This window comes from Croceicoccus sediminis (genome assembly GCF_007570835.1).
GTDB classification, from domain to species: Bacteria; Pseudomonadota; Alphaproteobacteria; order Sphingomonadales; family Sphingomonadaceae; genus Croceicoccus; species Croceicoccus sediminis.
In genome coordinates this window covers 174941-198999 of the sequence record NZ_SUNC01000002.1, presented here as the reverse complement: position 1 = coordinate 198999, position 24059 = coordinate 174941, and the positions used below count along the sequence as shown (strand labels likewise).

Sequence of the window (24059 nt, the reverse complement as noted above, 5' to 3'; positions counted from 1 at the left end):
AGCGAGGATTCGCATGATCACGATAGCGGTAGCCAATCAGAAAGGCGGGGTTGGCAAGACGACCAGCGCCGTGAACCTTGCAACCGCATTTGCGGCCATCGGATGGCGCACGCTGCTTGTCGATCTCGATCCACAGGGCAATGCCTCGACAGGGCTGGGCGTCGAACGCGAACAGCGTGTCAAATCGAGCTACGATCTCCTTGTCGATGGCTTGCCAATGACCGAATGTGTCGTACCCACGCAGATTCCCGATCTTGACCTGATTCCCGCTACGGTCGATCTTTCGGGTGCCGAGATCGAACTTGTCGAGATGCATGACCGCACCGGCCGTCTGCGCGCGGGATTGGCCGAAGCGCATCACGATATATGCTTCATCGATTGTCCGCCGTCGCTGGGGCTGCTGACGCTCAACGCGCTGACCGCCGCGGATCGGCTTTTGGTGCCGCTACAGTGCGAATTCTATGCGCTGGAAGGCTTGAGCCAGCTGCTCAATACGGTGGAGCAGGTGCAGCAGCGCTTCAATCCTGAGCTGGCAATCGTGGGTATCGCGCTCACCATGTACGATCGTCGTAATCGCCTGACCGACCAGGTTTCGGACGACGTGCGCAATGTTCTGGGCAAGCTGGTCTTCGAATCGGTCGTTCCCCGAAACGTCCGCCTGTCCGAGGCGCCCAGCCACGGATTGCCCGCCATCGTATACGACCACAATTGCACCGGATCGCGGGCCTACATGGATTTGGCACGTGAATTGATCGGTCGTCTGCCCGAAAAGAGGAAAGCCGCATGAGCCAGGAAACGAAGACCAAGCCGTCGCCCAAGGGGCGGGCTGCACTGGGTCGCGGGCTTGGCGCATTGCTGGGCGATACGCGGCGGGAAGAGCCTGTCGCCGCTGCTGGGTCGAAGCCTGCGAAGGCAGCGCCGGCTGCGCCCGTTGGGGAAGGGCTGGCGATGCTTTCAGTGTCCAGCATTGAACCGCACCCGGAAAATCCGCGCATCCATTTCGAGGAAGGTGCGCTGGAGGACCTGGCAAAGTCGATTGCGGCGCGCGGCGTGATTCAGCCGGTCATCGTTCGCCCGGCCAAGGACGGGACGTACCAGCTTGTCGCTGGTGAGCGTCGCTGGCGGGCTGCGCAGAAGGCGCAAGTCCATGAAATTCCAGCGATTGTTCGCGATCTGAACGATCGTGACGTGACCGCGCTGGCCCTGATCGAGAATATTCAGCGCGAGGACCTGAACCCGGTTGAGGAAGCGCGCGCCTATCACCGCCTGTCAGAGCGCGATGGCATGTCGCAGGGTGATATCGCCGAACTGGTCGAAAAATCGCGCAGCCACGTCGCAAACCTGATGCGCTTGCTCACGTTGCCTGAAGGCGTGCTGACCTTGGTGGAGAAGGGCGAGCTTTCGATGGGTCACGCCCGCGCGCTGATCAATTGCGATGCGGCCGAACAGATCGCGAAGGAAGCAGCCGGCGGCGCACTGTCTGTGCGCGAAGTCGAAAAACGCGTTCGCAAGTCCAGCGGCAGCGAAGCCCCGCGCCGTCGCGCTGCCCGGCCACCGCGCGAAGACAACGCCGATATCGCCGCCGTCGAAAAGCATCTTGAGGATTTTCTTGGCCTGCCGGTGCAGATCAAGTCCGATGACGATCCGACCAGCGGTGTGGTGATCGTGCGTTACAAGACGCTCGATCAGCTCGACCTGGTTTGTCAGCGCCTGTCGGGCGGCGAGATCTAGAACCTTTCGGACAGGATCGCGGCTACAGTCTCGATCCCGGCCTGGTCCTCTGCATCGAAGCGGGCCGGGGTGGGGCTGTCGAGATCGATGATCGCGACGACTTCGCCGTCCTTGAAGATCGGTACGACAAGTTCGGACCGGCTGGCCGCATCGCAGGCGATGTGGCCGGGGAAGGCGTGAACGTCCTCGATCCGCATGGTCCGCTTTTCCGAAACCGACGATCCGCAGACGCCCTTGCCGAACGGGATGCGGATGCACGCTGGGCGCCCCACGAAGGGTCCGAGCACCAGTTCGCCGTCGACCACGCGGTAAAACCCCGACCAGTTCAGATCCGCCACGAAGGCGTCGATCAGTGCCGCACAGTTCGCCATGTTGGCGATCCGGTCACTCTCTCCGGACGTGATGGCGGAAACGGCCTCTGCCAATTCGGCATATGTGGCGCGCTTGTCGGAGGGGTTGGTCGGGAGAAAATCGAACATGGCCCGCCCATAGCCGCCTATCGGTGCCATGGCCATTGCCCGCGTAACGGGCTGGTCCTATCTAACCCCGTATGACTTCTGCAAAACGCAACGTGTTCGTCTTCGTCGGCCTGATCGTGCTGATCATCGTCGGGATCATCGTCTATCTCTGGATCGGCAACCCGGCTGAAATGACCGAGGACGAGGTATCGGGCACCGATCCGGTCATCGCGCCGGCACAGCCGGAAACGATCCCGACCGTCAAGCTGGTGGAACCCAGCGGATGGACCGATGGCGATGCGCCCGTTGCCGCCGAAGGGCTGACGGTTTCGCGCTTTGCCCAGGGGCTGACGCATCCCCGATCGATGCTCACATTGCCCAACGGGGACGTGCTGGTCGCCGAAACCAATTCACAGAAGCGTCCGAACGACAGCCTTGAGGAAAAGGTCATGAACTACTTCATGGCCAAGGTCGGGGCAGGGGTGCAATCGCCCGACCGGATTACGCTATTACGCGACGCAGACAAGGACGGGGTGGCTGAACAGACCAGCGTGCTCGTCGAAGGACTGGTTTCGCCATTCGGCATGGTCTGGCACGAAGGCACGCTCTACGTCGCCAATGTCGATGCGCTGGTTTCCTTCCCTTATGAACCGGGTCAGACGAAGATCGACGCCGCGCCGACCAAGCTGATGGAATTGCCCGGCGGCGGCTTGCACTGGACCCGCAACCTCACGCTTTCCCCCGATGGGGAGCGGATCTACGTCAGCGTCGGTTCGGCCTCAAACATCGGCGAAAAGGGCATGGACATCGAAAAGGGCCGTGCTGCGATTCATGAATACGACATCGCGACTGGCAAGGGCCGCATATATGCAGAGGGCCTGCGCAATCCCGTCGGGCTTGCCTTCAACCCGCAATCTGGCGAACTGTGGACCACTGTGAACGAGCGGGACATGCTGGGCAGCGACGGTCCGCCCGACTACCTCACCAACGTGCCGATCGGCGTCAATTACGGTTGGCCCTGGATCTACTGGCGTTTCGAATACGATCCGCGTGTGGAAACGCCGATGCCGCAGTATCTGCAGGAATACGTCCGTTGGCCGGAATACTCGCTGGGGGCGCACGTCGCGCCGCTGGGCCTGAAATTCGCGCAGGGCGATGCGCTGGCATCGCGCTTTGCCAACGGCGCGTTCGTGGCGCGGCACGGTTCGTGGAATCGGAAGCCGGCGGCGGGTTACGACGTGGTCTTCGTCGCCTTCGACAAACGCGGCAACCCGCTGGACGAATTGCCAAAGCCCGTTCTCACCGGCTTCATGGACGGCGGCGGCAAGGCCCATGGCCGTCCCACGATGCTGGAATGGGACCAGACTGGCGCACTTCTGGTCAGCGACGATACCGGCGGCATCATCTGGCGCGTGACCGGTTCCTGATCATTCGCCCGATCAGTCCAGGGCGCGTCCGGCGCGTCCGGCCAGTTCGGTGACATAATGTCGTGCCACGCGGCCCGATCGTGCGCCGCGCCGCTTCGACCATTCCAGGGCGTCGGCCTGTTCCCAGGCCAGGCCGTAATGATCGGCATAGGCGGCGATGATGGCGAGGTAGTCGTCCTGGGTGCAGTTGTGAAAGCCGATCGACAGGCCGAAACGGTCGGCAAGCGCCAACGTGTCGTCGACCGCGTCGCGCGGGTTCACCGGATCGTCCTGTTCGGCCATGTGGCGCGAGACGATGGCACGGCGGTTCGAAGTGACCGCGATCCGCACGTTGGCAGGGCGGGGCGTGACGCCGCCTTCCAGAAGCGATCGCAGGGTGCGCGCCTCGTTCTCCTGCCCTGCGCCAAAGCCGATGTCGTCGATGAACAGCAGGAACCGTCGGTCCGCGTCTCTCAGGGCGCTCATCAGCGCGGGAAGCGTGCCCAGGGCATCTCCGGCCGCCTGGACCAGCGCGATGCGCCCTGTGGCCCCCGCAGCGGCCTTTACCGAGGCGCGGACGAGGGCGGACTTGCCCATCCCGCGCGAACCCCAAAGCAACATGTCATGCGCATCGGCCCCGGCGGCATGGCGCGCGACGTTTTCGGCCACCGTGTCGCGCTGTCGGTCGATCCCGCGCAGCAGGGCCAGCGGTGGGGCGTCGATCGCCGGAATCGCGCTCAGCGCCCTGCCGTCCCAGCCATAGGCGGGTGCGCCGAGCAGGTCCTGCGCCTCTGCCGGGGCAGGGGCGATGCGTTCAAGCGCGTCGGCGATGCGGGCAAGGGTCTGGTCGTTGTCTGTCACGCGCGAAAATCTTCCCTTCCGGCCCATGCGGCATCCCGCCTATAGCGACGCAAGATGACCGATGCCAATCCATCCCTGCCCCGCGTTTTGCCCGCCGACGAAGCGGGCATCATTGAGGCCGTACGCCTGCTGGACCAGGGGGCCTGCGTCGCCCTGCCGACAGAAACGGTCTACGGTCTTGCCGCAAGAGCCGACAGCGCCGATGCGGTGGCCGGAATCTACCGGGCCAAGGGCAGGCCGGACTTCAATCCGCTGATCGTCCATGTGCCCGATCTTGCCGCGGGCGAAAGGTTGGCCGTGTTCGACGATCGGGCAAAGCTTCTGGCCGACCGCTTCTGGCCCGGATCGCTCACCATGGTCCTGCCGCTGCGGGCCGATTCGGGACTGGCACCGGCGGTTACGGCGAACCTGCCGACCGTCGCGCTACGCATGCCGAGCCATCCGGTCATGCGCTCGGTCCTGATGGCCGCTCCTGCTCCGCTGGCCGCGCCTTCGGCCAACCGAAGCGGCGGGGTCAGCCCGACTAGCGCGGACCACGTCGCGGCTTCGCTTGCGGGGCGCATACCACTCGTCCTCGATGGCGGAGAGACCGAGCGCGGGCTTGAATCGACGATTGTCGCCGTGCGGGAAAACGGGTGGCAGATCCTGCGCCCCGGCCCGGTTACGGAGGACGAGATCACGCAGGTGCTGGGCCCCGCCCTGGCGGGTGATACCAAGGGGATCGAGGCACCGGGCCAGCTTGCCAGCCACTATGCCCCCGGCAAGCCCGTCCGACTTGAAGCACGGGACGCGCGCGACGATGAGTTTCGCATCGGGTTCGGAGCAGACGGCGGCGATTTCAACTTGTCCGAGCGTGGCGACCTCGCCGAGGCGGCATCGCGCCTTTATGCCGCGCTCCACGCAGCAAGCCACGCTCATCGGCCTCGTGTCGCCATCGTCCCGATCCCGCATGAGGGAATCGGAGTGGCGATCAACGACCGGCTGGCCCGCGCCGCGGCCTAGTCCCGCTCGACCGGGATGGTCGGCAGGATGTCCTGAATTTCGGAATATGTCTCGCGCGCATCGGCGCAGGCTTCGGTATCGCCCCGGTCGCAGTCGGCCATTTCCTTGCCATACTGCCTCTCAAGCTTACCCAGACGTTCCTCGCGCTTCCTGATCTCGCGGCCTCGCTTCTCGTCGGCCTCGGATTGACTTGTCGTTGCCAAGTCCACGGCCTTGCCGGCGACGCGGACGGGCGCGGTCGCCACGTCGAGCGCGGTCTTGGCGATACAGCCGGACAGGGCTGTGGCGGATAAGAGCAGGACTGGAACGGCCAGCTTCAGGCGCATGCGAAAACTCCCCACGACGGTGATCCCGGCGTGAGGAGTATTCGATTTATCATGGCGTTGTGATGAACTGCGCCAATCCGTGCAATTCTTACGCCTCTTCGCAGATCAGCTTGCCCGACCCCATCGAGGAGACTTCACACCTGGCGCGGCCCTTCACCTTCACGCTGCCCGATCCCATGATCGAGGCATCGACCGTCCCGTCCGAGCGGAAAGCGCCGTTGCCCGATCCTGCGATGGAAATGTCGGCCTTTTCGACCTTCAGCTCGCCAAGCGCGGCATCGCCGCTGCCCGCGATGTTGAGGTCGAGCGCGCCTGCCGTGCCGCTGGCGCGGTAAGTGCCGGAACCGACGATGTTCACGTCCAGCGCGCTGATCGCGATGTCCTTTGTTTCCGCGCTACCCGAACCGGCGATCGTGACATCGGCCTTGTCGGCCAGTTTCGCGGCATGGACCGTGCCCGATCCCGCGATGACCAGTGAGGTGGGCGCGGGCATCGTGACCATCACGGTCGCGCGTTCGTCGCTGGGTGCGTCCTTGCTGCGCATGATGGCCAGCGTCTTGCCTTCAAGGTGAAAGCGCATGGCATCCTTCATTTCCTGCGACCCTTCGACTTCGATGACGAGGCGGTCCCCCTCGGTCAGCCTGACCGTGTCGGGACCGGCCAGTGCGAGAGAGGTCGGTGCCTCGCCGCTCATGTCGAGCTCGGAGAGCGGCACGCCCTGCTTGCCGCCGAAGGAAATATTCTCGGCGTTGCAGGCCGAAAGGCTTGCGCCCAGCGCGAGCCCGGCAACCGCGCCGATCGCCTTGCCGATGGTGTCGAAGGGAAACTTGCGGGACATCTCATACTCCTGAACTGTATTAACACGGTAATACACAAGCAGGCGTAGGCGGGCAAGGGCGGGGGCCTCCCGCTCGACCAGCGGGCGATTCGCCTCGACGAACGACGATAACGGCGGAAACGAAAAAGGCCGCCGGTATCCCGGCGGCCTCTTCACGCGATCAGATCGCCGGATGAGGGATCAGGCGGGCTGTTCGTAGTACTTGGGCGCATACTCGTTCAGGATCTCGAGGATCTTGGCGAGAGCAGCCGGTTCGTCGGTCTTTTCCATCGCGGCCAGTTCGCGCGCAAGGCGGCTGGACGCGGCTTCGAAGATCTGGCGTTCCGAATAGGACTGTTCCGGCTGATCGTCGGCGCGGAACAGGTCGCGGGTCACTTCGGCGATCGACACGAGGTCGCCCGAATTGATCTTCGCTTCGTATTCCTGGGCGCGGCGCGACCACATGGTGCGCTTTACCTTGGGCTTCGACTTCAGCACGTCCATCGCCTCACGCAGGGTCTTGTCGGACGACAGCTTGCGCATGCCGATCGATTCGACCTTGTTGACGGGAACGCGGAGCGTCATGCGCTCCTTCTCGAACCGCAGAACGTAGAGTTCCAGCTGCATGCCCGCGATTTCCTGGCTTTGCAGCTCGATCACACGGCCAACGCCGTGTTTTGGGTAAACGACATAGTCTCCGACGTCGAAGGCAGGAGCCTTGGCAGTCATGCATTGTCCTTTCTATGGCGTGATCGTCCCGCGATTCGACGACGGACCCTTGGGGCAGGGCACGAAGCGATGGAGTGCAATGTCCCTCGCGCCGATAATCACGGCCCGATTTGTGCACACCTCGCGGGAATTTCGCCTTTCCTGACGGCAGCAGGCGGCACTACGCCACCAGCTTGGGTGGAGTTTTACCACAATCTGACTGAAAATGCGAATCCTGTTGCGAACGCTCGCAACAAGCGATCACAAGGACTTGCATACCATGTCGTCGGAGGATCCGACCGCGAGGCGACTCGCGCCCCGCGCGAGCTGGATCAATCGCCTTCGCCGGGCTCTGCCGAGAAGTACTTGTCGAACTTGCCTTCTTCGCCCTTGTGCTCGTCCGCATCGGCGGGCGCGTCCTTGGCGGCCGTGATGTTGGGCCATTCGGCCGAATACTTGGTATTCAGCTCAAGCCACTTTTCCAGGCCGTTCTCGGTATCGGGAAGGATCGCTTCGGCCGGGCACTCGGGTTCGCAAACGCCGCAGTCGATGCACTCGCTGGGATTGATGACGAGCATGTTCTCGCCCTCGTAGAAGCAGTCCACCGGGCACACTTCCACGCAGTCCATGTATTTGCATTTGATGCAGGCATCGGTGACGACGTAAGTCATTTCGCGTGGCTTCCCCGTGTTATCGTGGCCTGCCAGGCGGCAGGCAAAAGCTAGAGCCGTTGATCCCGCTGCTATGCAGGGCGTTCCGGTTCGTCAAGACGCCTCGCCTTCTTGCGAAACGCTTGCATTTACGCCGGGCGTATGGTCGCGGAACTGCGCGCTGGCTTCAACCGGCGGCCCGCGGCGGCTGGGCAGGTCGAGAATTTCGATGATCCTGACCATCTCGCCAAGCGGCAGGGTGACGATGTCGCCAATGGCGATGGCCTGCGAACAGCGCAGGACGCGCCGCCCGTTTACCCGCACGTGACCTTCGCAGACCAGGTCCTGCGCCGCGCCGCGCGTTCGCGTCAGGCGCAGCATCCACAACAGGCGATCGATCCGCCGCGTCTCGCGCGCCGGAACGACCTGCCTTGCCATTAGCGGATAAGCTCCGCCAGCGATGCGAAGGGATTGCCCTCGACCACCTTCGGTTCCGGCTCGCGCCGCCCACGCGGGCCGCGACCGCCCTTGCGTCCGTCGTTCCTGCCGCGGCCACGATCATTCCCGCGCGGGGCACCGTCACGGCGCGGACGCCAGCGCCACAGCGGCGGTTCGGGCGGGCCGAAGGTGCCTTCGCCAAGCTCTGCGGGCGGCTGGGCCGTAAAGCCCGCTTGCCGCAGTAGCTCGGTATAGGTTTCCGGCGTCAGGCCCATCGACAGCGCCATCGAGGGGTCCAGCGCGAAGCGCACCGGCTCTGCAGGCTTTTCGCCTTCCTTGCCCTTGCGGCGGCGGGGCGGGGCATCGCCTGCCCAACGCGCGCGGCGCTGGTGCGCGCCGTGTACCAGCCGTTCGGCAAGATCCACGCGTACGTTCTGTTGCCCGACACGGCGGTAGAACAGCGGCGGCGCGCCCTTTACGGGCAGGATCGCCTGCATTTCGGTGGCGACGGGACGGGTCTTCATGCCGCCCAGTTCCGCCAATGCGCGCCATGCCTCAAGCGTCGATGCCTTGGCCATCGCGGGCACGAATACGTCGAGCGCGCCTACTTGCACGCCCAGGCGGCGCAGGCGCGAACGCTTGTCCGGGTCGAGCTTGCCGACACCGCTGTCCTTGCGCGAAACCGCGCCGCCCGCATCGTGCAGCGCGATGGCAAGCGCGCGAAGCTCGGTTCCCGCCTCGGCCTCTTCGGCCGCTTTCGACAGCTTCACCAGCGGCTTCAGCCGTACGGCGATCTCGCCTTCCAGCCAGCCCTGCAAAGCCTTCTCGATCTTCGCACGCAGCGGCGCGTCGAGTGCGTTGAGCCCCGGCGCCAGCTTCACTTGCGGCTCCAGCAGGCGGCGGCCCGCGATCAGTTTGGCGACCGGCTGATCCAGCCAGCTGACCGTATCGCCGGTCCATGCCAGATCCTCGCCCCGGTTCTCGCAATCCGCGATCAACGCATCGGCACGTTCGTTCAGCAGTGCGGGCAAGTGTTTCTCCGCCGCGGCCAGAAGCAGCCGCCGGGTTTCAAGCCGTGCCTGGGGATCGACATCGAAGCGAAATCCTTCGAGTTTCCCGATTTCCTCGCCGTCGACCATTACGGCTCCTCCTTCTCCAAGCGTCACCGGCAATAGTGCGGTGTCGCCCAGTTTCTTCATCAATACGGCGGTACGGCGATTCACGAACCGCTCGGTCAACCGCTGGTGCAGGGCATCCGAAAGCTTTGCTTCGACCGTGCGGGCCCGATCGGCCATGTCTTCACGGTCGCGGACCCAGTCCGGACGCTGCGCGATGTAGGCCCATGAACGGATTGCGGCAATCCGTCCCTGCAAAGTGTCGATATCGCCGCGCGCATCGTCAAGGTGCGCGATCATCCCCGCGACGTAATCGTGCCCCAGCCTGCCGGTGCCTTCGGACAGGTCATCCCACAGGCGCGCGACGAAGCGGGCATGGTTTTCCGCGCCCAAGGACCGGAAATCGGGGAGCGAGCAGGCATCCCAGAACCGGGCGACCATGGCCTTGCCCTTCGCGCGTTCGCGTACTTTCGGGCTTTCGGACAGGATTCGCGCAACGGCAAGGTCGATGGCTTCAGGTGCGGGCGCAAGGGCCGGGTCGTGGGGCGGGGCGGACAGGTCATCGATCAGGACATCCACCGAATCGAGCCGAGGCCGCGCGTCGCGCCACATCATCTTCTCGATCGGCGGGAAGATGTGTTCCTCGATCGCGTGGACTTCGTCTTCGGAAAATTCCGCCCCGCGTTCGCCCGCTAGCGTGCCGAAAGTGCCGTCCTTCTGGTGCCGTCCGGCGCGGCCCGCGATCTGGGCCATTTCGGCGATGGTCAGGCGGCGGCGGCGCTGGCCGTCGAACTTGGCAAGGCCGGCAAAAGCGACGTGGGCGACATCGAGGTTGAGGCCCATGCCGATGGCGTCGGTCGCGACGATGTAGTCGACTTCGCCCGACTGGAACATCTCGACCTGCTTGTTGCGGGTCTGCGGGCTGAGCGCGCCCATGACAACGGCAGCGCCCCCGCGGAACCGGCGCAGCATTTCGGCGACGGTGTAGACTTCCTCTGCGCTGAAGGCGACGACCGCACTGCGCGGCGGCAGGCGGGACAGCTTCAGGCTTCCGGCATGAGTCAGCGTGGAAAAGCGCGGGCGCGTGACGATCTCGGCCTCGGGCACCAGTTGCTCGACCATCGGGGTCAGGGCCGAGGAGCCGAGGATCATCGTTTCCTCTCGCCCACGGGCGTTCAGCATGCGGTCGGTAAAGACATGGCCGCGTTCACGGTCCGCGCCCAGCTGCGCCTCGTCCACCGCCACGAAGGCGAGATCGGCATCGCGGTCCATCGCCTCGACCGTGCAGAGCTTCCAGCGCGCATTGGGCGGCTCGATCCGTTCCTCGCCTGTGATCAGCGCGACCCGGTCCGGGCCCTTGATGGCAACGACGCGGTCATAGACCTCGCGCGCCAAGAGGCGCAGCGGAAAGCCGATCTGCCCGCTGGAATGCGCGCAGAGCCGTTCGACGGCGAGGTGGGTCTTGCCGGTATTGGTCGGGCCGAGCACGGCCTTGACGGTGCGGCCGTCGGGGGCTGCGCGGTTCATCACTTGCCTAACTTGGCAGTCGCAAGGCGGCGCGACAAGGAGGCCTGCCATGCTCATCACCCGCGATTGACGGCAAGCACCCCACCATTCGTCGCAGCCCTGCGGCAGTTCGTCGCGCAGGCCTGTTGAAGCAGCACTTCATCAACTTTGCGGAAGGCATGTTTTGGGCCAACGCGTTAACCCGTGCCGCGCGCAGGCAAAGGATCGTATCTGCGCGCAGGTCCACGAACCCACGACGAGGAGGCGCGCGGTGCAGGCACCGCATATCGCAAAGCCGGACGACGGAAAGACGGAAGAGGTCGAGAAACGCGACCTCGGCACCGTGCTGCGTCAGTTCGGCCTGAAGGGCGGAGAGGAGGAACCCTGGGTTTCCGACCTCGGTTCCGGCATCGGATCGCCGCGCTGGTATCGCAGCCTTGCCTTCATGCTCGTCCTCATCGCGCTGGCGCTGGCGCTATGGCCCGATTTCAACGCCGTCCAGGCCGCGCCCGAAGTCGACCTGACGGAGGAAGAGCGTGACGAATACCGCAGCCAGATGATCACGCCGCTGGCGCTGGGCGCGGACACGGGCCGACGCATGGGGCCTTCGCGCCTGGTCGTGCCGCTGGCCAGTGCTCCCGAACGTCCCGCCGTCGAACTGACCGCGACGTTCGGTTCCGAAGATTCGCTGGCCGCGATGCTGCGCCGTGCCGGTGTCGGTGCGGGCGATGCCGCGCGGGCGGAGGAACTGATCGGCAGCGCTTTCCCGGTTGAGGACATCGAGAGCGGCACTGGCTTCAAGCTCCTGCTCGGCCGGCGCGCTTCGCCGAGCGATCCCAGGCCGCTCGAAAACCTCACTTTCCGTGCCCGTTTCGACCTTCAGTTGACGCTTGACCGCGAGGGCGGCCCGCTCGCGCTGGAAAAGCGGGTGATCCGGGTTGATGAAACCCCGCTGCGCATCACCGGCAAGGTGGGATCGGGCCTTTACCGTTCGGCCCGCGCGGCGGGTGCACCGGCGCGTGCGGTGCAGCAGTACCTGAAGGCGCTGGACGAGGCGATCGACCTTGACCGCGAAGTCGGCGCCGATGACGATTTCGACATCATCATCGCCTACAAGCGCGCCGAAACCGGCGAAGTCGAAGTGGGCGACGTCCAGTTTGCCGGGCTTTCGCGCCGCGGCACGGCCAAGGCGCAAATGCTGCGCTGGGGCAAGGACGGCAAGTTCTACGACGCGAACGGACAGGGCGAGCTGCGCACCGGTCTCGTTTCGCCCACGAACGGCGCGATTACCTCGCGTTATGGCATGCGGCGTCATCCGATCCTGCGCTACAAACGCATGCACAAGGGCGTTGATTTCCGTGCCCGCACCGGACAGCCGATCTATGCCGTGACCGATGGCACGGTTGCCTTTGCGGGCCGCAACGGCGGTTATGGCAACTTCGTCAAGTTGAGCCACGGCGGTGGGTTGCAGTCGGGCTATGCCCACATGTCGCGTTTCGCCGTGTCGCGCGGGCAGCGGGTGAAGCGCGGGCAGGTCATCGGCTATGCCGGGTCCACCGGCCTCTCCACCGGTCCGCACCTGCATTACGAGCTTTATCGCAACGGCAAGAATATCGACCCGCTATCGGTGCAGTTCGTGGTGCGCGCCCAGCTTTCCAGCAGCGAGCTGCAGGAATTTCGCGCCCATCTTCGCGACTTGAAGTCGGTGAAACCGGGGGCAGCGCTCGAAGCACTGGCACCAAAAAGCGAGGAACCGGAGCAGCCCGTGCGCGAGATCGATCGCCTGTCCAACGCGGCCTGAGGCGACAAGCCACTTGCGTTCGACATGGGCAAAGGGGCAGGAGACTGCGCCATGAGCACCTATCCCAATCTTCGCATGCGCCGCACCCGTGCCACCGCGTGGAGCCGCGCGATGCTGCGCGAAACCGTTTTGACCCCGGGCGACCTGATCTGGCCGCTTTTCGTGACCGAAGGGACCGGCGTGGAAGACCCCGTCGCATCGCTGCCCGGCGTATCGCGCTGGTCGGTCGATGGCATTGCGGCGCGGGCGAAAGAGGCGGTGTCGCTGGGCATCCCCTGCGTCGCGCTGTTTCCCAATACGCCGCGCGATCTGCGCGATGACAGCGGGTCTGAGGCGCACAACCCGCAGAACCTGATGTGCCGCGCGATCCGGGCGATCAAGGACGCGGTCGGCGACGATCTGGGCGTGCTGACCGATGTCGCGCTCGACCCCTATACCAGCCACGGGCAGGACGGATTGCTCGACGACAACGGCTATGTCGCGAACGACGCCACGGTCGAGGCGCTGGTCGGTCAGGCGCTGGTGCAGGCCGCCGCCGGTGCGGACATCGTCGCACCTTCGGACATGATGGACGGGCGCATCGGCGTGATCCGCGAAGCGCTGGAAGAACAGGGACACCACAATGTCCAGATCATGTCCTATGCCGCAAAGTACGCCAGCGCGTTCTATGGCCCGTTTCGCGACGCGGTCGGGTCCGGCGGGCTGCTGAAAGGTGACAAGAAGACCTACCAGATGGACCCCGGCAACGGGCGCGAGGCGTTGCGCGAAGTGGAAATGGACATCGATGAAGGCGCCGATAGCGTCATGGTGAAGCCGGGCCTGCCCTATCTCGATATCGTGCGCCGCGTGCACGAGGCTTTCGAGGTGCCGGTTTATGCCTACCAGGTAAGCGGCGAATACGCGATGATCGAGGCCGCCGTCGCCGCCGGTGCAGGCGAGCGTGAGGCGCTCGTCCTCGAAACGCTGATGTCGTTCAAGCGCGCGGGCGCGAGCGGGGTGCTGACCTATCACGCGCCGCTTGCTGCAAGGCTGCTGAATGGCTGACACGATCTGCCAGACCGAACGCCTGCGCCTGCGCAAGTGGCGCGAGGACGACTTTGCGGACTGGCAGGCGCATCTCAACACCGACGAAGTGCGCAAGCACTTGTGCGGCAAGCTTGCGCCAGATCGTGCGCGGGAAGTTTTCGCTCGCCTGGTCGAGGGGTGGGATCGCGACGGTCACGGCTTTCTGGCCGTCGAACGACTTGCGGACGGTGCCCTGCTGGGATCGTGCGGCACCGCGCCGATATCGTCGCCCAGCGTACCCGATGAATTACGCGGTGGATACGAGGTGGGTTATCAGCTGCGCATCGACGCCCACGGGCAAGGCTATGCGACAGAGGCAGCGGGCGCGGTACTTGGCCTGATCTTCGATCGTTTCGACCAGCCGGTCGCCTATGCCCAGGCATCGCAGGCCAATCGCGGGTCGTGGCGCGTGATGCAGCGGCTAGGCATGGTGCGGCGCGAAAACCTCGATTACGACGACCCCGACTATCCGCCACAGGAAAACCCGACGATGGTGTGGTCGTTACAAAGACCTGAGGAAGCGTAATGGAAATCGAGACCGAACGCCTGCGCCTGCGCGACTGGAAGGTGGGCGACGATGGCGAAATCGATGCGATGCACGTGCTGGGCACCGATCCCAAGGTTATGGCAACGCTAGGCCCCTTGCTGACGTGTGAGCAGACGGCGGCCATGATCGCACGGCTGGACAAGGTGGCGCAGGAACAGGGGCACACGTTCTGGGCGTGCGAGCGCAAGGACGACGGGCGCGTGATCGGGTTCGTGGGCATGTACCGCACATCGGTCGGCCCGATCGCCGGAGAGATCGAAATCGGCTGGCGACTTGCCTGGGACTGCTGGGGCAAGGGCTATGCGACCGAAGCCGCCCGCGCGACGATCGAACATGCCAGGGCGATCTATCCCGGCGCGCCGATCTACGCGATCACCGCGGTCCTCAATCATCGCAGCCAGGCGGTCATGCAGCGGCTGGGCATGGAACGGGTGGAAGAGATGGACTTCGACCATCCACGCATTCCGGCCGGGTCCCCGCTCGAGCCCCACGTCACGTACCGGATCGATACCTGAAAGGTTCGCCAGGCGTGGACGCGTGCTCGCTGCTGCCCCATAGAACGGTTCAATTCATGCAAGTGCGAGGAAGAACATCATGACCGCACCCGACGGCGTTTCGATCATCCCGTTCGGCGGCAAGACCCCGAAGATTCACGACAGCGCGTTCATCGCGCCGGGTTGCCGCATCATCGGCGATGTCGAGATCGGACCCGACGTCAGCATCTGGTACAACTGCGTCATCCGCGCCGACGTGAACCACATCCACATCGGCGCGCGCACCAATATTCAGGACGGTTCGATCGTTCACTGCGACAGCCCTGATGAGGCCAATCCCGCAGGCTGGCCCACGATCATCGGTGAAGACGTGCTGATCGGTCACTTGGCCATGGTCCACGGGTGCTCCCTGCACGACCGCGCCTTCGTCGGGCTTGGCGCTATCGTGATGAGCGGGGCGGTGATCGAGAGCGACGGCATGCTGGCCGCAGGCGCGATGCTGACCGGCGGCAAGACCATCGCCGCGCGCCAGCTCTGGGCGGGCCGCCCGGCCAAGTTCATGCGCGATCTCAGCGATGCGGCGCTTGCCGATATGCAGGGGGGCGTGGCGCATTACGTGGACAACGCCAAGGCGCACAAGGCCGCCATCGCGGGCTGACCTTGGCCCGGCCCAAATCCCCTCTCCCTTCGCCCGATGCCGTTCGCGCCCTTGCGGGGGCCGACGGCCTTCTGCCCGTTCGCGTCACCCCCAATGCCAGCCGTGAGACGCTGACCATCGAGGGCGACCGGCTTCTCGCCCGTGTCACGGTCGTGCCGGAGGATGGCAAGGCCAACCGCGCCGTCGTCAAGCTGGTGGCAAAGGCGCTGGGCATCGCGCCGGGTACGATCGAAATCGTGCGTGGCGCGACTTCGCGTGAAAAGGTGCTGAAGATCGACTGACCCGTCAGGCGGGGACTTTGGCCATGCCGCGCGCCATCGTGGTCAGCCGCTGTGAAAGCTGCGCGGCAAGGTCAGCGTTTTCGATTTCCGCATCGTCAATCGCACGCTCCATCGCCTCGGCCCATTGATCGGCGGTGTCGGCATCGATCGGAAAGTCTGCGTGGACCGAGAACATGCAGCGGCCCGGATTCGCTTCGAACCATTCGCGCGGCCCGCCGGCCCAGCCGCCTAGGAAACTCGCCAGCGCGCTGCGCATCGGCGCCAGATCGGGCGCGTGCATGGCGCGAAGCTGCGCATAGGCCGGGTCGCTTTCCATCAGGTCGTAGAACCTGTCGGTGATGCGGCGAAAGGTCTCTGCCCCGCCAAGCGCTTCGTATGGTGTGCGCGGTGCCGTTGTCATTCGTGTTCCCGTCAGTCGAACTGCTGCAGGCTTTTTCATCCACCCCATGCGGGCCAAGGTCTTTGATACCTGTCAAAAACTGCAAGTGATTGGTTGAAAGCGACCGTTTTTCAAAGCTATGAGCCGCCGGTCGCAGATACGAAGGGTCGCACTTTCTTGCCAGTCATGACGATCGCCGGCACGCGCCCGGAAATCATTAAGCTCGTCCCCGTGATGCGCGCGCTGGGGGATGAGCCGAGCCTGCGGCGCAGTTTCTGCCATTCGGGCCAGCATGCCGATCTTGGCCGCGACCTGCTGACCATCGCGGGCATCACGCCCGATGAAACGCTGGACCGGCCCGAAGGCGAGGGCGTCGACCGGCTGCTTTCCGGTATGATCGAGACGATCGGCGCGGCGCTGGACCGGCGGCGTCCCCGTGCGGTGATCGTGCAGGGCGATACCGCGACCACGCTGGCCGGCGCGATGGCGGCCTTTCATCGCCGCATTCCCGTCGCCCATGTAGAGGCAGGACTGCGGTCTGCCGATATGACACAGCCCTTTCCCGAAGAGGCCTATCGGCGGCTCGTGACCCCGCTGGCCCGGTGGCATTTCGCCCCGACCGAGACCGCCCGCCGGGCCCTGATCGCGGAGAGCATCGCCGCCGAGAGTATCGAGGTTGTCGGCAATACCGTGGTCGACGCGCTCCAATGGGCCTGCGCGCGGCTGGATGTCGATCCTGCGCTTGGCGAAGCGGCGAACGAATATATCGCCGCGGCACAGGGACATGCGCTGGTTCTGGCCACGGTGCACCGGCGCGAACACGACACCGCGGCCCTGAAGGCGATTGCCTATGGCCTGCTCTCTCTGGCCGAAAGGCGCGACGTGCGGATCGTGCTGCCGTTGCATCCGCGCGCGGAAAGTGCGGTGCTGCGCGACCTTCTGGCCGACATGCCGCGGATCGCGCTGATCCCGGCGGTCGACTATTTTACCTTTCTGCGCCTGATGCGGGCATCGCGGCTGGTGGTGTCGGACAGCGGCGGCGTGCAGGAAGAGGCGACCGCGTTGGGACGGCCGCTGCTGGTGCTGCGCAAAGTGACGGAGCGGGCCGACGCGATCCGCGCCGGGGTTGCGCGCCTCGTCGGGCATGACCGCGACCTGATCGTGAGTGGCGCCCAGGAAGTGCTGTCGCAGCCGATGCCGGAACCAAGCGATGCGTTCGGCGACGGTCGCGCGGCACAGCGGATCGCGGGCATCCTGCGCAGCGCGCTGATCGGGCGTTAATCGCGGACGAGCGCCTTTAGCGCCGCGATCCGGTCCGCCTCGTGTGCGGGCTTGTCCTGCCGGATGCGGTTGATACGCGGGAAACGCATGGCAAGGCCGGACTTGTGCCGCTTGCTTTCGTGGACCGAATCGAACGCGATCTCCAGCACCAGCGACTTGTCGGTTTCGCGCACGGGGCCAAAGCGGTTGACGGTGTTCTGCCGCACGTGGCGGTCCAGCCATTTCAGCTCGTCGTCGGTGAATCCGAAATAGGCCTTGCCCACGGGAAGCAGGTCCGCGCCCTTGTCGGGATCGCCGTCCCAGCAACCGAAAGTGAAATCGGAATAGAAGCTGGACCGCTTGCCCGACCCGCGCTGGGCATACATCAGCACGCAGTCGATCAGCAGCGGATCGCGCTTCCACTTGTACCAGAGCCCGACCTTGCGGCCCGCGATATAGGGCGAATCGCGGCGTTTCAGCATCACGCCCTCGATCGCATCGTCGCGCGCGCCTTCGCGGATGGTGGCCAGGTCCTCGAAGCTGTCCGCCTCGATCAGACGGGACAAGTCGAACCGTTTAGGGTCCAGCCGGTCCATCAGCAGTTCGAGATGCTCGCGCCGCTCGGCCCAGCCAAGTTCGCGCAAATCCTCCCCATCGCGGATCATGACATCGTAAAGCCGGACGAAGGCGGGCGCCTCGCGCAGCATCTTCTTCGATACGGTCTTGCGGCCCAGCCTTTGCTGCAGGGCGTTGAAACTGGCCGCGCCACCTTCTTCGCCGCCCTGGTGGCTGCCGCGCACCAGCAATTCGCCGTCCAGCACCGCGGGAAAGTCCAAAGCCTCGGCCATTTCGGGGAAAGTCGCGGAGATATCGTCGCCGCTGCGCGAATAGACGCGGGTTTCGCCGTTTATGTGTACCAGCTGCACGCGGATGCCGTCCCATTTCCACTCTGCCGCATAGTCGTCCATCGACACCACGGTCTCGTCCAGCGGGTGGGCCAGCATGAAGGGACGGAACAGCGGGACGAGATCGGTGCGCGGCGGCGGCGCGCCCTCGGCGGCCCAGGCGAACAGGGTGGGGTACGGCGGTTCGACCCCGTGCCAGTACTCTTCCACCTCATCGACCGACACATCGAAGGCTTGTGCAAATGCAACGCGGGCAAGGCGGGCCGAAACGCCGATCCGCATCGCGCCGGTGGCGAATTTCAGCAAGGCATAGCGGCCATTGGCGTCCAGCCGGTCGAGCAGTTTCGGCAATTCGGTCAACACCGTGCTGCGGGTCATCGCGCGCAGCAGGTCGACCACTTCGGAAAGGCTCGGCTCGTCGCTCGGATCTTCGCCCTCGGGCGCGGGCCACAGCAGGCTGGCGGTTTCAGCGGTGTCGCCCACGTAATCGCGCGACAGGGTATAGAGCACCGGATCGACCCGCTCGGTCAGCAGGTTGCGGATCGTGCTCGACTTGACGGCGGGAAAATCCAGCGCGCCGGTCAGCGCCGCCAGTGCCCAGCCCCGGTCCGGATCGGGCGTCGTGCGTAGATAGTCCGCGATCAGGTCCAGCTTCGCATTACGGCTGCGCGTATAAGTAAGCCTGTCGACCAGGGTGGCGAAGGCGCGCATCAGTCGTCCTCATCCTCGTAACCGACCATGGCGAGGGCGCGGGCGCGGCGCTGATTGAGCTGGCACCAGCGGAGCAGGGCTTCTTCGCGGCCATGTGTCACCCATGTCTCGGCCGGATCGACCTCGGTTATGGTCTGGGTCAGTTCGTCCCAGTCGCAATGGTCCGAAATGACGAGCGGCAGTTCGACGTTCCTCTGCCGCGCCCGCTGGCGCACGCGCATCCAGCCCGAAGCCATCGCGGTCACGGGATCGGGCAGCCGCCTGCTCCACCTGTCGTTCAGCGCGGATGGCGGGCACAGGACGATCTGGCCCTTCAATTCGTCCTTCTTGATGCCGGTCGCGCTGCGCAATTCGCCCAGCGGCACTCCAAGCTCTTCATAAAGGGCGCACATCTTCTCCAGTGCGCCGTGCAGGTAGATCGGCTCGTCATATCCTGCGCGCCGCAATTCGCAGATCACCCGTTGCGCCTTGCCCAGCGCATAGGCCCCCACCGCGACGCAGCCCTCGGGCCGCTGTTCGCGCGCATCGAGCAACTTGCGCATCTCGCCCGCGATCGGCGGATGTTTGAAGACAGGAAGCCCGAACGTGGCCTCGGTGATGAAGATGTCGCACGGGACGACTTCGAACGGCTCGCAGGTCGGATCGGGCCGCCGCTTGTAATCGCCGGTGACGACGACTCGCTCTCCGGCATGTTCCAGCAGGATCTGCGCGCTGCCCAGCACGTGGCCTGCCGGGAAATAGGTCGCCGTGACGCCGCCGCCGATGTCCACCGGCTCACGCATCGGTATCATCACGTCTCGTCCGGCTCCGCCATAGCGCAGGTCCATGATCGCAAGCGTCTCCCGAGTCGCGAAGACCGCGCCGTGCCCGCCGCGTGCGTGATCGGCATGGCCGTGGGTGACGAGCGCCGTTTCCACCGGCTTCGACGGGTCGATCCACGCGTTGCATGGCTCCACGAAAATCCCGTGGGGATCGGGTTTTATCCATGAAAAGTCGGGGGCGGGCTTGATCGGCATCTGCCTGTCAGAACCAGCGGCGCACAAGGTTCGTTCCGCGCGCCGATCTCCACTTGCCACGGGGGCGGGCGAAGCGCATAGTTTTTCAGATGCGCGAAATCGTGTTCGATACCGAAACCACTGGCCTTGATCCCCGGACCGGGGACCGTCTCGTCGAAATCGGCTGTATCGAAATGATCAACCGGGTCGCCACGGGCCGCGTCTATCACGAATATTTCAATCCCGATCGCGACATGCCCGCAGAGGCAGAGGCCGTGCACGGGCTTTCGGCCGCTTTCCTGTCGGACAAGCCGCGCTTTGCCGAAAAGGTCGCCGAATTCCTCGAATTCATCGGCGATTCGCCGCTGGTCGCGCATAACGCGGGGTTCGACTTCGGCTTCATCAATGCCGAACTGGGCATGTGCGGGCACGAAGTGGTCTGCACCTCGCGCATGATCGACACCGTGCAGATCGCCAAGAAAAAGCACCCCGGCGCAAAGCTCTCGCTCGACGCATTGTGCACCCGTTACGGCATCGACCGCAGCCATCGTACCAAGCACGGCGCATTGCTCGACGCCGACCTGTTGGCCCAGCTTTACGTTGAACTGACCGGCGGCCGCCAGATCGGCCTTGAACTGGCGGTCGAGGCGGCGGCGCAGGAAGTTTCAATCGAAGTGGAAACCGTCGTTGTCCGGCGCGAATTGAGACCGGCTCGTCCCCATGTGGCGAGCGCGGACGAAATTGCGCGGCACCAGGCCTTTATCGCGACGTTGAAAGACCCCATCTGGAATGAAGGAGCGGTCGCGGGCTGAACCAGATCGGCGCCACGCTCCTTGCCCTTTCGATGGGTATGTAAAAGAAGACTAAAAATAGGAGTTGTCGATGGATATTCGCGTTTCCGGTCACCAGGTCGAGACGGGTGCAGCGCTTCAGGAACACGCCTCCGACAGACTCAACGCAATCGTAGACAAGTATTTCAACCGGGCGATCTCGTCCCAGGTCACGTTGGGCAAGGGCCCGCATGACAGCTTTACCGCCGACATCGTCACGCACGTGATGCAGGGCCTGATTCTGAAAGGCCACGCCGAGGCGCAGGACGCGCACCAGGCCGTCGACAAGGCGGCGGAAAAGATCGACAAGCAGCTGCGCCGTTATAAGCGCCGCCTGAAGGATCGCCACGAACAGGCCGAATACGCGCTCAAGCTGGAAGACGCGGCCTATACCGTGTTCGGTGCCGCGCCCGAAATGGAAGATGATGGCGAAGACGTCATCGAAACCGACGCCCCCCCGATCATTGCCGAAACGCGGACCGACATTCCCGAAACTTCGGTTTCGGACGCAGTGATGCTGCTCGATCTGCGCAACACTCCGGCCCTGTTTTTCAAAAATGCTGGCACCGGACGGCATAATATGGTTTACCGCCGCTCCGACGGCACGATCGGCTGGGTCGAGCCGTCGCAGTAATGTCCGCTGGCGCCTGTTGAGGCGAAAGGGCCTTCCGTTGAAAGGAAGGGGCGGACCCTAATCGGTTTGCGAATCAGGGAGAAGAGTTCGCAAGGGCCGGACAGGCGCGGGGTGTTCCCTCGCGCCTAGCCGCGCTTGGCCGTTACCCTGTCGTACCCGCTATGAAACAGGCGGGACGGCGATTGTAAGGCTGGAATGAACTGTAACTGATATGAGTGCGCTGTATCTGCTCGATCCCGCTGCTGTCGGGATGTCGAACGCCATGTCGAAAGGTGAAGTGCTCCAGGCGCTCGCCGATCGCTTTGCCGCGGTTTACGACCTCAACGCCGTTTCCGTGATGGAAGCGCTGGAAGAACGCGAACGCCTGGGAAGTACGGGCTTCGGTCGCGGGGTTGCGATCCCGCATGCCCGCATTCCGGGACTGCGTCGCCCGGTCTGCGCGGTGTTGCGTCTGTCGACGGCGGTAACGTTCGATTCGGCCGATGGTCTGCCGGTTGAAATCGCCTTTGGCCTGCTGTCGCCCGACAATTCCGGCGCGACCCATCTTCATGCGCTGGCCGCGATTTCGCGCATGATGCGCGACGACCGCTTGCGCGATCGCCTTGCCGAAGCGCAGAACGAAGAGGCAGTCTACGCCCTGCTGACCAGCGACTCGAACCGCAGCGCGGCCTGATCGTTCCTGTCGGCACGGCAAAGGCGCGGATATAAGGGCAGGGAATGGCGGACGGCGAAAAGACGGGCGATGGGCAAACCGGTGCGCAGATGCACTGGCGCGCGCTCGAATCGCTCTATGCCTCGGCCCCTGTGAATTCTCTCTTCGCGTCAGAACTTAAAATCGTGGGCGAGGGGCTTTCGCGCATCACCTTCGACGTCGATGAACGCGTTTTCCATGCCGCCGGTGCGGCGCATGGCACGATCTATTTCAAGATGCTGGACGATGCCGCTTTCTATGCGGCCAACACGATGGTGTCGGATCGCTTCCTTCTGACCACGTCTTTCAACCTTCACTTCGCGCGCCCGATCAAGGCCGGCCGCGTCATCGCGGAGGGGAAATGGATCTCCGGCCGCCGCCGCGTCCTGATGGGCGAAGCGCGGCTGTTGGATCAGGACGGAGAGGAAGTGGGCCGGGGCACCGGCACGTTCATGCGGTCGCAGATCAAGCTGTCCGGCCTGTCGGGATATCGCGTCCCTGACGGCAAATAGGGCAATTTTGTGGACGCCCGGCTACCGACTCGCCTCGAAGTGACGGCCATGATTCGGGCTGTGGAGGTCTCTGGAGGCTTTGCCACGGTTCTGAAAAAGGGTGAATCCGATTCTGGTTCCCTGCTTGTCGTCGTTTGCGAAAGAGGCGGCGAATCAATACTTTACGAGCGCATGCCGGACCTTTCGGGCGGACGGAAATGGATCGAAAGTCGCCGTTCCGATCCCGAAAAACCATTTGATTTCAATGACTACGTTGAAAAGCGCGGCGGGCAGGATCCCGATTGCTGGGTCGTGGAACTGGATGTCGCAAATGCGCAACAGTTCATCCCGGGAATGGCTTAACCTTTTGGTTACCGGTGTTGACACTTTTCCGCCACAATCGCACATGGCGCGGCATAGACGGGCGTAGGCAGATCGCGCGTGCACTAAGGCACGCCTGATCAAGCGCGCAGACGGGGAACGGCCGGCAGTGTCGTTTCAAGGAACATTAGACAGGTTGTCGGGATCGACCGCCGTTCCTTCGAAAGCGCTGCGACAGGACGTTAACCGCACTCGATAGTACATCGATGAGCCGCAAGGTTAAGGGCGCCAGCGTTCTTTCGCTGGTCGCGACCCTCGGGGTCATACTGCTGGGAACTGACGGATCCAGCGCATTTGCATATAGCGACGTGGCAACGCCCGTCGAAGCCACCGTCCAGGAAACTTCACAGGTGGAGTCCGCCGTCGACGCGCAGCCCGAAGAGGCCGCAGTGTCCGGTGATGTCCAGCCTGCTTTCATCTCGCAGCCTGTCGTGCAGCCGGTTCCCGAAGAACCGGAAGTCGTGCCCGCCAGTGCCTCGTCGCTTCATGAACTGGTCGCGAGCGTACCGGTTCCCGACAGTCTCGACGAACAGATGCGCTGCCTCGCCGGGGCGATCTATTTCGAATCGAAGGGCGAACCGCTGGCCGGTCAGCTGGCCGTGGGCCGCGTGATCATCGCCCGCACCGAATCGAGCCGCTTTCCGTCCAGCTATTGCGGTGTCGTCTATCAGCGTTCGCAGTTCTCGTTCGTGCGCGGTGGCCGTATGCCGGCCATCAACGCCGGCAGCCGGGCCTGGACCCGCGCCAAGAAACTGGCCGTCATCGCCCGCGACAACGCGTGGGAAAGCCCGGCCGAAGGCGCTCTCTTCTTCCACGCAAACTACGTGTCGCCGCGCTGGAAGAACAAGCTCACGCGGCTTGCGCAGATCGACAATCACATTTTTTACCGTTGATACGGTAACACCAGATCGCTGACGC

28 protein-coding genes are annotated in these 24059 nt (G+C 64.3%); 17 read left to right on the top strand and 11 right to left on the bottom strand.

What is annotated here, in order from left to right:
• Window positions 1-13 precede the first annotated feature (13 nt).
• Entirely contained in the window at window positions 14-787 is a 774-nt protein-coding gene (locus tag FAX90_RS09040; protein ID WP_144097071.1) for a ParA family protein, read from the top strand.
• Window positions 784-1731: a ParB/RepB/Spo0J family partition protein gene (locus FAX90_RS09035; protein WP_144097070.1), complete on the top strand. Its 948-nt coding sequence runs from the start codon at window positions 784-786 to the stop codon at window positions 1729-1731. Before FAX90_RS09040 ends, FAX90_RS09035 begins: the two co-directional genes overlap by 4 nt.
• On the opposite strand, the gene FAX90_RS09030 is transcribed toward FAX90_RS09035, so the two are convergent.
• Window positions 1728-2210, bottom strand: coding sequence for a GAF domain-containing protein (locus tag FAX90_RS09030; RefSeq protein ID WP_144097069.1), 483 nt, complete (start codon window positions 2208-2210; stop codon window positions 1728-1730). The two genes, FAX90_RS09035 and FAX90_RS09030, sit on opposite strands and share 4 nt — an antisense overlap.
• A 71-nt stretch (window positions 2211-2281) precedes the next feature.
• Here FAX90_RS09030 and FAX90_RS09025 point away from each other — a divergent pair, with 71 nt between their 5' ends.
• On the top strand, window positions 2282-3616 hold the full coding sequence (locus FAX90_RS09025; protein WP_144097068.1) for a PQQ-dependent sugar dehydrogenase: 1335 nt from the start codon (window positions 2282-2284) through the stop codon (window positions 3614-3616).
• A gap of 12 nt (window positions 3617-3628) precedes the next feature.
• Here FAX90_RS09025 and FAX90_RS09020 read toward each other — a convergent pair whose 3' ends face one another.
• A complete protein-coding gene (locus FAX90_RS09020; RefSeq protein WP_420810970.1) occupies window positions 3629-4456 on the bottom strand; it encodes an ATP-binding protein in 828 nt (275 codons plus the stop codon).
• A gap of 54 nt (window positions 4457-4510) precedes the next feature.
• On the opposite strand from FAX90_RS09020, the gene FAX90_RS09015 reads away from it, so the two are divergent.
• The gene (locus tag FAX90_RS09015) at window positions 4511-5458 is read left to right on the top strand and encodes an L-threonylcarbamoyladenylate synthase (protein ID WP_144097066.1); all 948 of its coding nucleotides are present in this window, start codon (window positions 4511-4513) and stop codon (window positions 5456-5458) included.
• Here FAX90_RS09015 and FAX90_RS09010 read toward each other — a convergent pair.
• From FAX90_RS09010 to FAX90_RS08985, 6 genes are all read right to left on the bottom strand, one after another.
• Complete coding sequence (locus FAX90_RS09010; protein ID WP_144097065.1) at window positions 5455-5784, bottom strand: hypothetical protein; 330 nt, start codon at window positions 5782-5784, stop codon at window positions 5455-5457. The two genes, FAX90_RS09015 and FAX90_RS09010, sit on opposite strands and share 4 nt — an antisense overlap.
• An 88-nt stretch (window positions 5785-5872) precedes the next feature.
• Window positions 5873-6622, bottom strand: coding sequence for a head GIN domain-containing protein (locus FAX90_RS09005; RefSeq protein WP_144097064.1), 750 nt, complete (start codon window positions 6620-6622; stop codon window positions 5873-5875).
• A gap of 180 nt (window positions 6623-6802) precedes the next feature.
• Complete coding sequence (locus tag FAX90_RS09000) at window positions 6803-7330, bottom strand: CarD family transcriptional regulator (RefSeq protein ID WP_144097063.1); 528 nt, start codon at window positions 7328-7330, stop codon at window positions 6803-6805.
• Window positions 7331-7641: 311 nt separating this feature from the next.
• Window positions 7642-7980 carry a ferredoxin FdxA gene (fdxA, locus tag FAX90_RS08995; protein ID WP_144097062.1) on the bottom strand — a complete coding sequence of 113 codons (339 nt, stop codon included), beginning with the start codon at window positions 7978-7980 and terminating at the stop codon, window positions 7642-7644.
• A gap of 93 nt (window positions 7981-8073) precedes the next feature.
• Complete coding sequence (locus tag FAX90_RS08990) at window positions 8074-8397, bottom strand: RNA-binding S4 domain-containing protein (RefSeq protein ID WP_144097061.1); 324 nt, start codon at window positions 8395-8397, stop codon at window positions 8074-8076.
• Window positions 8397-11039 (bottom strand): helicase-related protein, encoded by a 2643-nt coding sequence (locus FAX90_RS08985; RefSeq protein ID WP_144097060.1) that lies wholly within the window; start codon window positions 11037-11039, stop codon window positions 8397-8399. The genes FAX90_RS08990 and FAX90_RS08985 overlap by 1 nt, the downstream gene beginning before the upstream one ends.
• A gap of 250 nt (window positions 11040-11289) precedes the next feature.
• On the opposite strand from FAX90_RS08985, the gene FAX90_RS08980 reads away from it, so the two are divergent.
• The 6 genes from FAX90_RS08980 to FAX90_RS08955 all read left to right on the top strand — a co-directional run bounded on the left by FAX90_RS08980 (window position 11290) and on the right by FAX90_RS08955 (window position 15864).
• The gene (locus FAX90_RS08980) at window positions 11290-12819 is read left to right on the top strand and encodes a M23 family metallopeptidase (RefSeq protein ID WP_240704814.1); all 1530 of its coding nucleotides are present in this window, start codon (window positions 11290-11292) and stop codon (window positions 12817-12819) included.
• Window positions 12820-12870: 51 nt separating this feature from the next.
• Window positions 12871-13863 carry a porphobilinogen synthase gene (hemB, locus tag FAX90_RS08975; RefSeq protein ID WP_144097059.1) on the top strand — a complete coding sequence of 331 codons (993 nt, stop codon included), beginning with the start codon at window positions 12871-12873 and terminating at the stop codon, window positions 13861-13863.
• The gene (locus FAX90_RS08970; RefSeq protein WP_144097058.1) at window positions 13856-14410 is read left to right on the top strand and encodes a GNAT family N-acetyltransferase; all 555 of its coding nucleotides are present in this window, start codon (window positions 13856-13858) and stop codon (window positions 14408-14410) included. Before hemB ends, FAX90_RS08970 begins: the two co-directional genes overlap by 8 nt.
• Entirely contained in the window at window positions 14410-14946 is a 537-nt protein-coding gene (locus tag FAX90_RS08965) for a GNAT family N-acetyltransferase (protein ID WP_144097057.1), read from the top strand. Before FAX90_RS08970 ends, FAX90_RS08965 begins: the two co-directional genes overlap by 1 nt.
• 79 nt (window positions 14947-15025) lie before the next feature.
• Window positions 15026-15583, top strand: a complete 558-nt coding sequence (locus tag FAX90_RS08960) for a gamma carbonic anhydrase family protein (RefSeq protein WP_144097056.1) — start codon at window positions 15026-15028, stop codon at window positions 15581-15583.
• Window positions 15584-15585: 2 nt separating this feature from the next.
• On the top strand, window positions 15586-15864 hold the full coding sequence (locus tag FAX90_RS08955; protein ID WP_144097055.1) for a DUF167 domain-containing protein: 279 nt from the start codon (window positions 15586-15588) through the stop codon (window positions 15862-15864).
• A 4-nt stretch (window positions 15865-15868) separates the two neighbouring features.
• On the opposite strand, the gene FAX90_RS08950 is transcribed toward FAX90_RS08955, so the two are convergent.
• Window positions 15869-16264 carry a group II truncated hemoglobin gene (locus FAX90_RS08950; protein ID WP_144097054.1) on the bottom strand — a complete coding sequence of 132 codons (396 nt, stop codon included), beginning with the start codon at window positions 16262-16264 and terminating at the stop codon, window positions 15869-15871.
• A gap of 165 nt (window positions 16265-16429) precedes the next feature.
• Between FAX90_RS08950 and wecB the strand changes: the two genes are divergently transcribed.
• Window positions 16430-17524, top strand: coding sequence for a non-hydrolyzing UDP-N-acetylglucosamine 2-epimerase (gene wecB, locus FAX90_RS08945; RefSeq protein ID WP_144097053.1), 1095 nt, complete (start codon window positions 16430-16432; stop codon window positions 17522-17524).
• Here wecB and FAX90_RS08940 read toward each other — a convergent pair.
• Together FAX90_RS08940 and FAX90_RS08935 are read right to left on the bottom strand one after the other, a co-directional pair.
• Window positions 17521-19119 (bottom strand): cisplatin damage response ATP-dependent DNA ligase, encoded by a 1599-nt coding sequence (locus tag FAX90_RS08940; RefSeq protein WP_144097052.1) that lies wholly within the window; start codon window positions 19117-19119, stop codon window positions 17521-17523. The two genes, wecB and FAX90_RS08940, sit on opposite strands and share 4 nt — an antisense overlap.
• Window positions 19119-20135, bottom strand: coding sequence for a ligase-associated DNA damage response exonuclease (locus FAX90_RS08935; protein WP_144097051.1), 1017 nt, complete (start codon window positions 20133-20135; stop codon window positions 19119-19121). Before FAX90_RS08935 ends, FAX90_RS08940 begins: the two co-directional genes overlap by 1 nt.
• Before the next feature lie 77 nt (window positions 20136-20212).
• On the opposite strand from FAX90_RS08935, the gene dnaQ reads away from it, so the two are divergent.
• From dnaQ to FAX90_RS08905, 6 genes are all read left to right on the top strand, one after another.
• Entirely contained in the window at window positions 20213-20926 is a 714-nt protein-coding gene (dnaQ, locus tag FAX90_RS08930; RefSeq protein ID WP_276612309.1) for a DNA polymerase III subunit epsilon, read from the top strand.
• 70 nt (window positions 20927-20996) lie between these two features.
• Entirely contained in the window at window positions 20997-21578 is a 582-nt protein-coding gene (hpf, locus tag FAX90_RS08925) for a ribosome hibernation-promoting factor, HPF/YfiA family (RefSeq protein WP_144097049.1), read from the top strand.
• Between the two features lie 211 nt (window positions 21579-21789).
• Window positions 21790-22251, top strand: coding sequence for a PTS sugar transporter subunit IIA (locus FAX90_RS08920; protein WP_144097048.1), 462 nt, complete (start codon window positions 21790-21792; stop codon window positions 22249-22251).
• Between the two features lie 44 nt (window positions 22252-22295).
• Window positions 22296-22781, top strand: coding sequence for a PaaI family thioesterase (locus FAX90_RS08915; RefSeq protein WP_144097047.1), 486 nt, complete (start codon window positions 22296-22298; stop codon window positions 22779-22781).
• A gap of 9 nt (window positions 22782-22790) precedes the next feature.
• Window positions 22791-23123 carry a DUF1491 family protein gene (locus tag FAX90_RS08910; RefSeq protein WP_144097046.1) on the top strand — a complete coding sequence of 111 codons (333 nt, stop codon included), beginning with the start codon at window positions 22791-22793 and terminating at the stop codon, window positions 23121-23123.
• Window positions 23124-23347: 224 nt separating this feature from the next.
• Window positions 23348-24034: a cell wall hydrolase gene (locus tag FAX90_RS08905; protein ID WP_144097045.1), complete on the top strand. Its 687-nt coding sequence runs from the start codon at window positions 23348-23350 to the stop codon at window positions 24032-24034.
• Window positions 24035-24059 lie beyond the last annotated feature (25 nt).

What these genes read in the sequence shown, in the direction of transcription:
- FAX90_RS09040 (WP_144097071.1), top strand. Translation starts at nt 14, where the DNA reads ATGATCACGATAGCGGTAGCCAATCAGAAAGGCGGGGTTGGCAAGACG.
- FAX90_RS09035 (WP_144097070.1), top strand. Translation starts at nt 784, where the DNA reads ATGAGCCAGGAAACGAAGACCAAGCCGTCGCCCAAGGGGCGGGCTGCA.
- FAX90_RS09030 (WP_144097069.1), bottom strand. Translation starts at nt 2,210, where the DNA reads ATGTTCGATTTTCTCCCGACCAACCCCTCCGACAAGCGCGCCACATAT.
- FAX90_RS09025 (WP_144097068.1), top strand. Translation starts at nt 2,282, where the DNA reads ATGACTTCTGCAAAACGCAACGTGTTCGTCTTCGTCGGCCTGATCGTG.
- FAX90_RS09015 (WP_144097066.1), top strand. Translation starts at nt 4,511, where the DNA reads ATGACCGATGCCAATCCATCCCTGCCCCGCGTTTTGCCCGCCGACGAA.
- FAX90_RS09010 (WP_144097065.1), bottom strand. Translation starts at nt 5,784, where the DNA reads ATGCGCCTGAAGCTGGCCGTTCCAGTCCTGCTCTTATCCGCCACAGCC.
- FAX90_RS09005 (WP_144097064.1), bottom strand. Translation starts at nt 6,622, where the DNA reads ATGTCCCGCAAGTTTCCCTTCGACACCATCGGCAAGGCGATCGGCGCG.
- FAX90_RS09000 (WP_144097063.1), bottom strand. Translation starts at nt 7,330, where the DNA reads ATGACTGCCAAGGCTCCTGCCTTCGACGTCGGAGACTATGTCGTTTAC.
- fdxA (WP_144097062.1), bottom strand. Translation starts at nt 7,980, where the DNA reads ATGACTTACGTCGTCACCGATGCCTGCATCAAATGCAAATACATGGAC.
- FAX90_RS08990 (WP_144097061.1), bottom strand. Translation starts at nt 8,397, where the DNA reads ATGGCAAGGCAGGTCGTTCCGGCGCGCGAGACGCGGCGGATCGATCGC.
- FAX90_RS08985 (WP_144097060.1), bottom strand. Translation starts at nt 11,039, where the DNA reads ATGAACCGCGCAGCCCCCGACGGCCGCACCGTCAAGGCCGTGCTCGGC.
- hemB (WP_144097059.1), top strand. Translation starts at nt 12,871, where the DNA reads ATGAGCACCTATCCCAATCTTCGCATGCGCCGCACCCGTGCCACCGCG.
- FAX90_RS08970 (WP_144097058.1), top strand. Translation starts at nt 13,856, where the DNA reads ATGGCTGACACGATCTGCCAGACCGAACGCCTGCGCCTGCGCAAGTGG.
- FAX90_RS08965 (WP_144097057.1), top strand. Translation starts at nt 14,410, where the DNA reads ATGGAAATCGAGACCGAACGCCTGCGCCTGCGCGACTGGAAGGTGGGC.
- FAX90_RS08960 (WP_144097056.1), top strand. Translation starts at nt 15,026, where the DNA reads ATGACCGCACCCGACGGCGTTTCGATCATCCCGTTCGGCGGCAAGACC.
- FAX90_RS08950 (WP_144097054.1), bottom strand. Translation starts at nt 16,264, where the DNA reads ATGACAACGGCACCGCGCACACCATACGAAGCGCTTGGCGGGGCAGAG.
- wecB (WP_144097053.1), top strand. Translation starts at nt 16,430, where the DNA reads ATGACGATCGCCGGCACGCGCCCGGAAATCATTAAGCTCGTCCCCGTG.
- FAX90_RS08940 (WP_144097052.1), bottom strand. Translation starts at nt 19,119, where the DNA reads ATGCGCGCCTTCGCCACCCTGGTCGACAGGCTTACTTATACGCGCAGC.
- FAX90_RS08935 (WP_144097051.1), bottom strand. Translation starts at nt 20,135, where the DNA reads ATGCCGATCAAGCCCGCCCCCGACTTTTCATGGATAAAACCCGATCCC.
- hpf (WP_144097049.1), top strand. Translation starts at nt 20,997, where the DNA reads ATGGATATTCGCGTTTCCGGTCACCAGGTCGAGACGGGTGCAGCGCTT.
- FAX90_RS08920 (WP_144097048.1), top strand. Translation starts at nt 21,790, where the DNA reads ATGAGTGCGCTGTATCTGCTCGATCCCGCTGCTGTCGGGATGTCGAAC.
- FAX90_RS08915 (WP_144097047.1), top strand. Translation starts at nt 22,296, where the DNA reads ATGGCGGACGGCGAAAAGACGGGCGATGGGCAAACCGGTGCGCAGATG.
- FAX90_RS08905 (WP_144097045.1), top strand. Translation starts at nt 23,348, where the DNA reads ATGAGCCGCAAGGTTAAGGGCGCCAGCGTTCTTTCGCTGGTCGCGACC.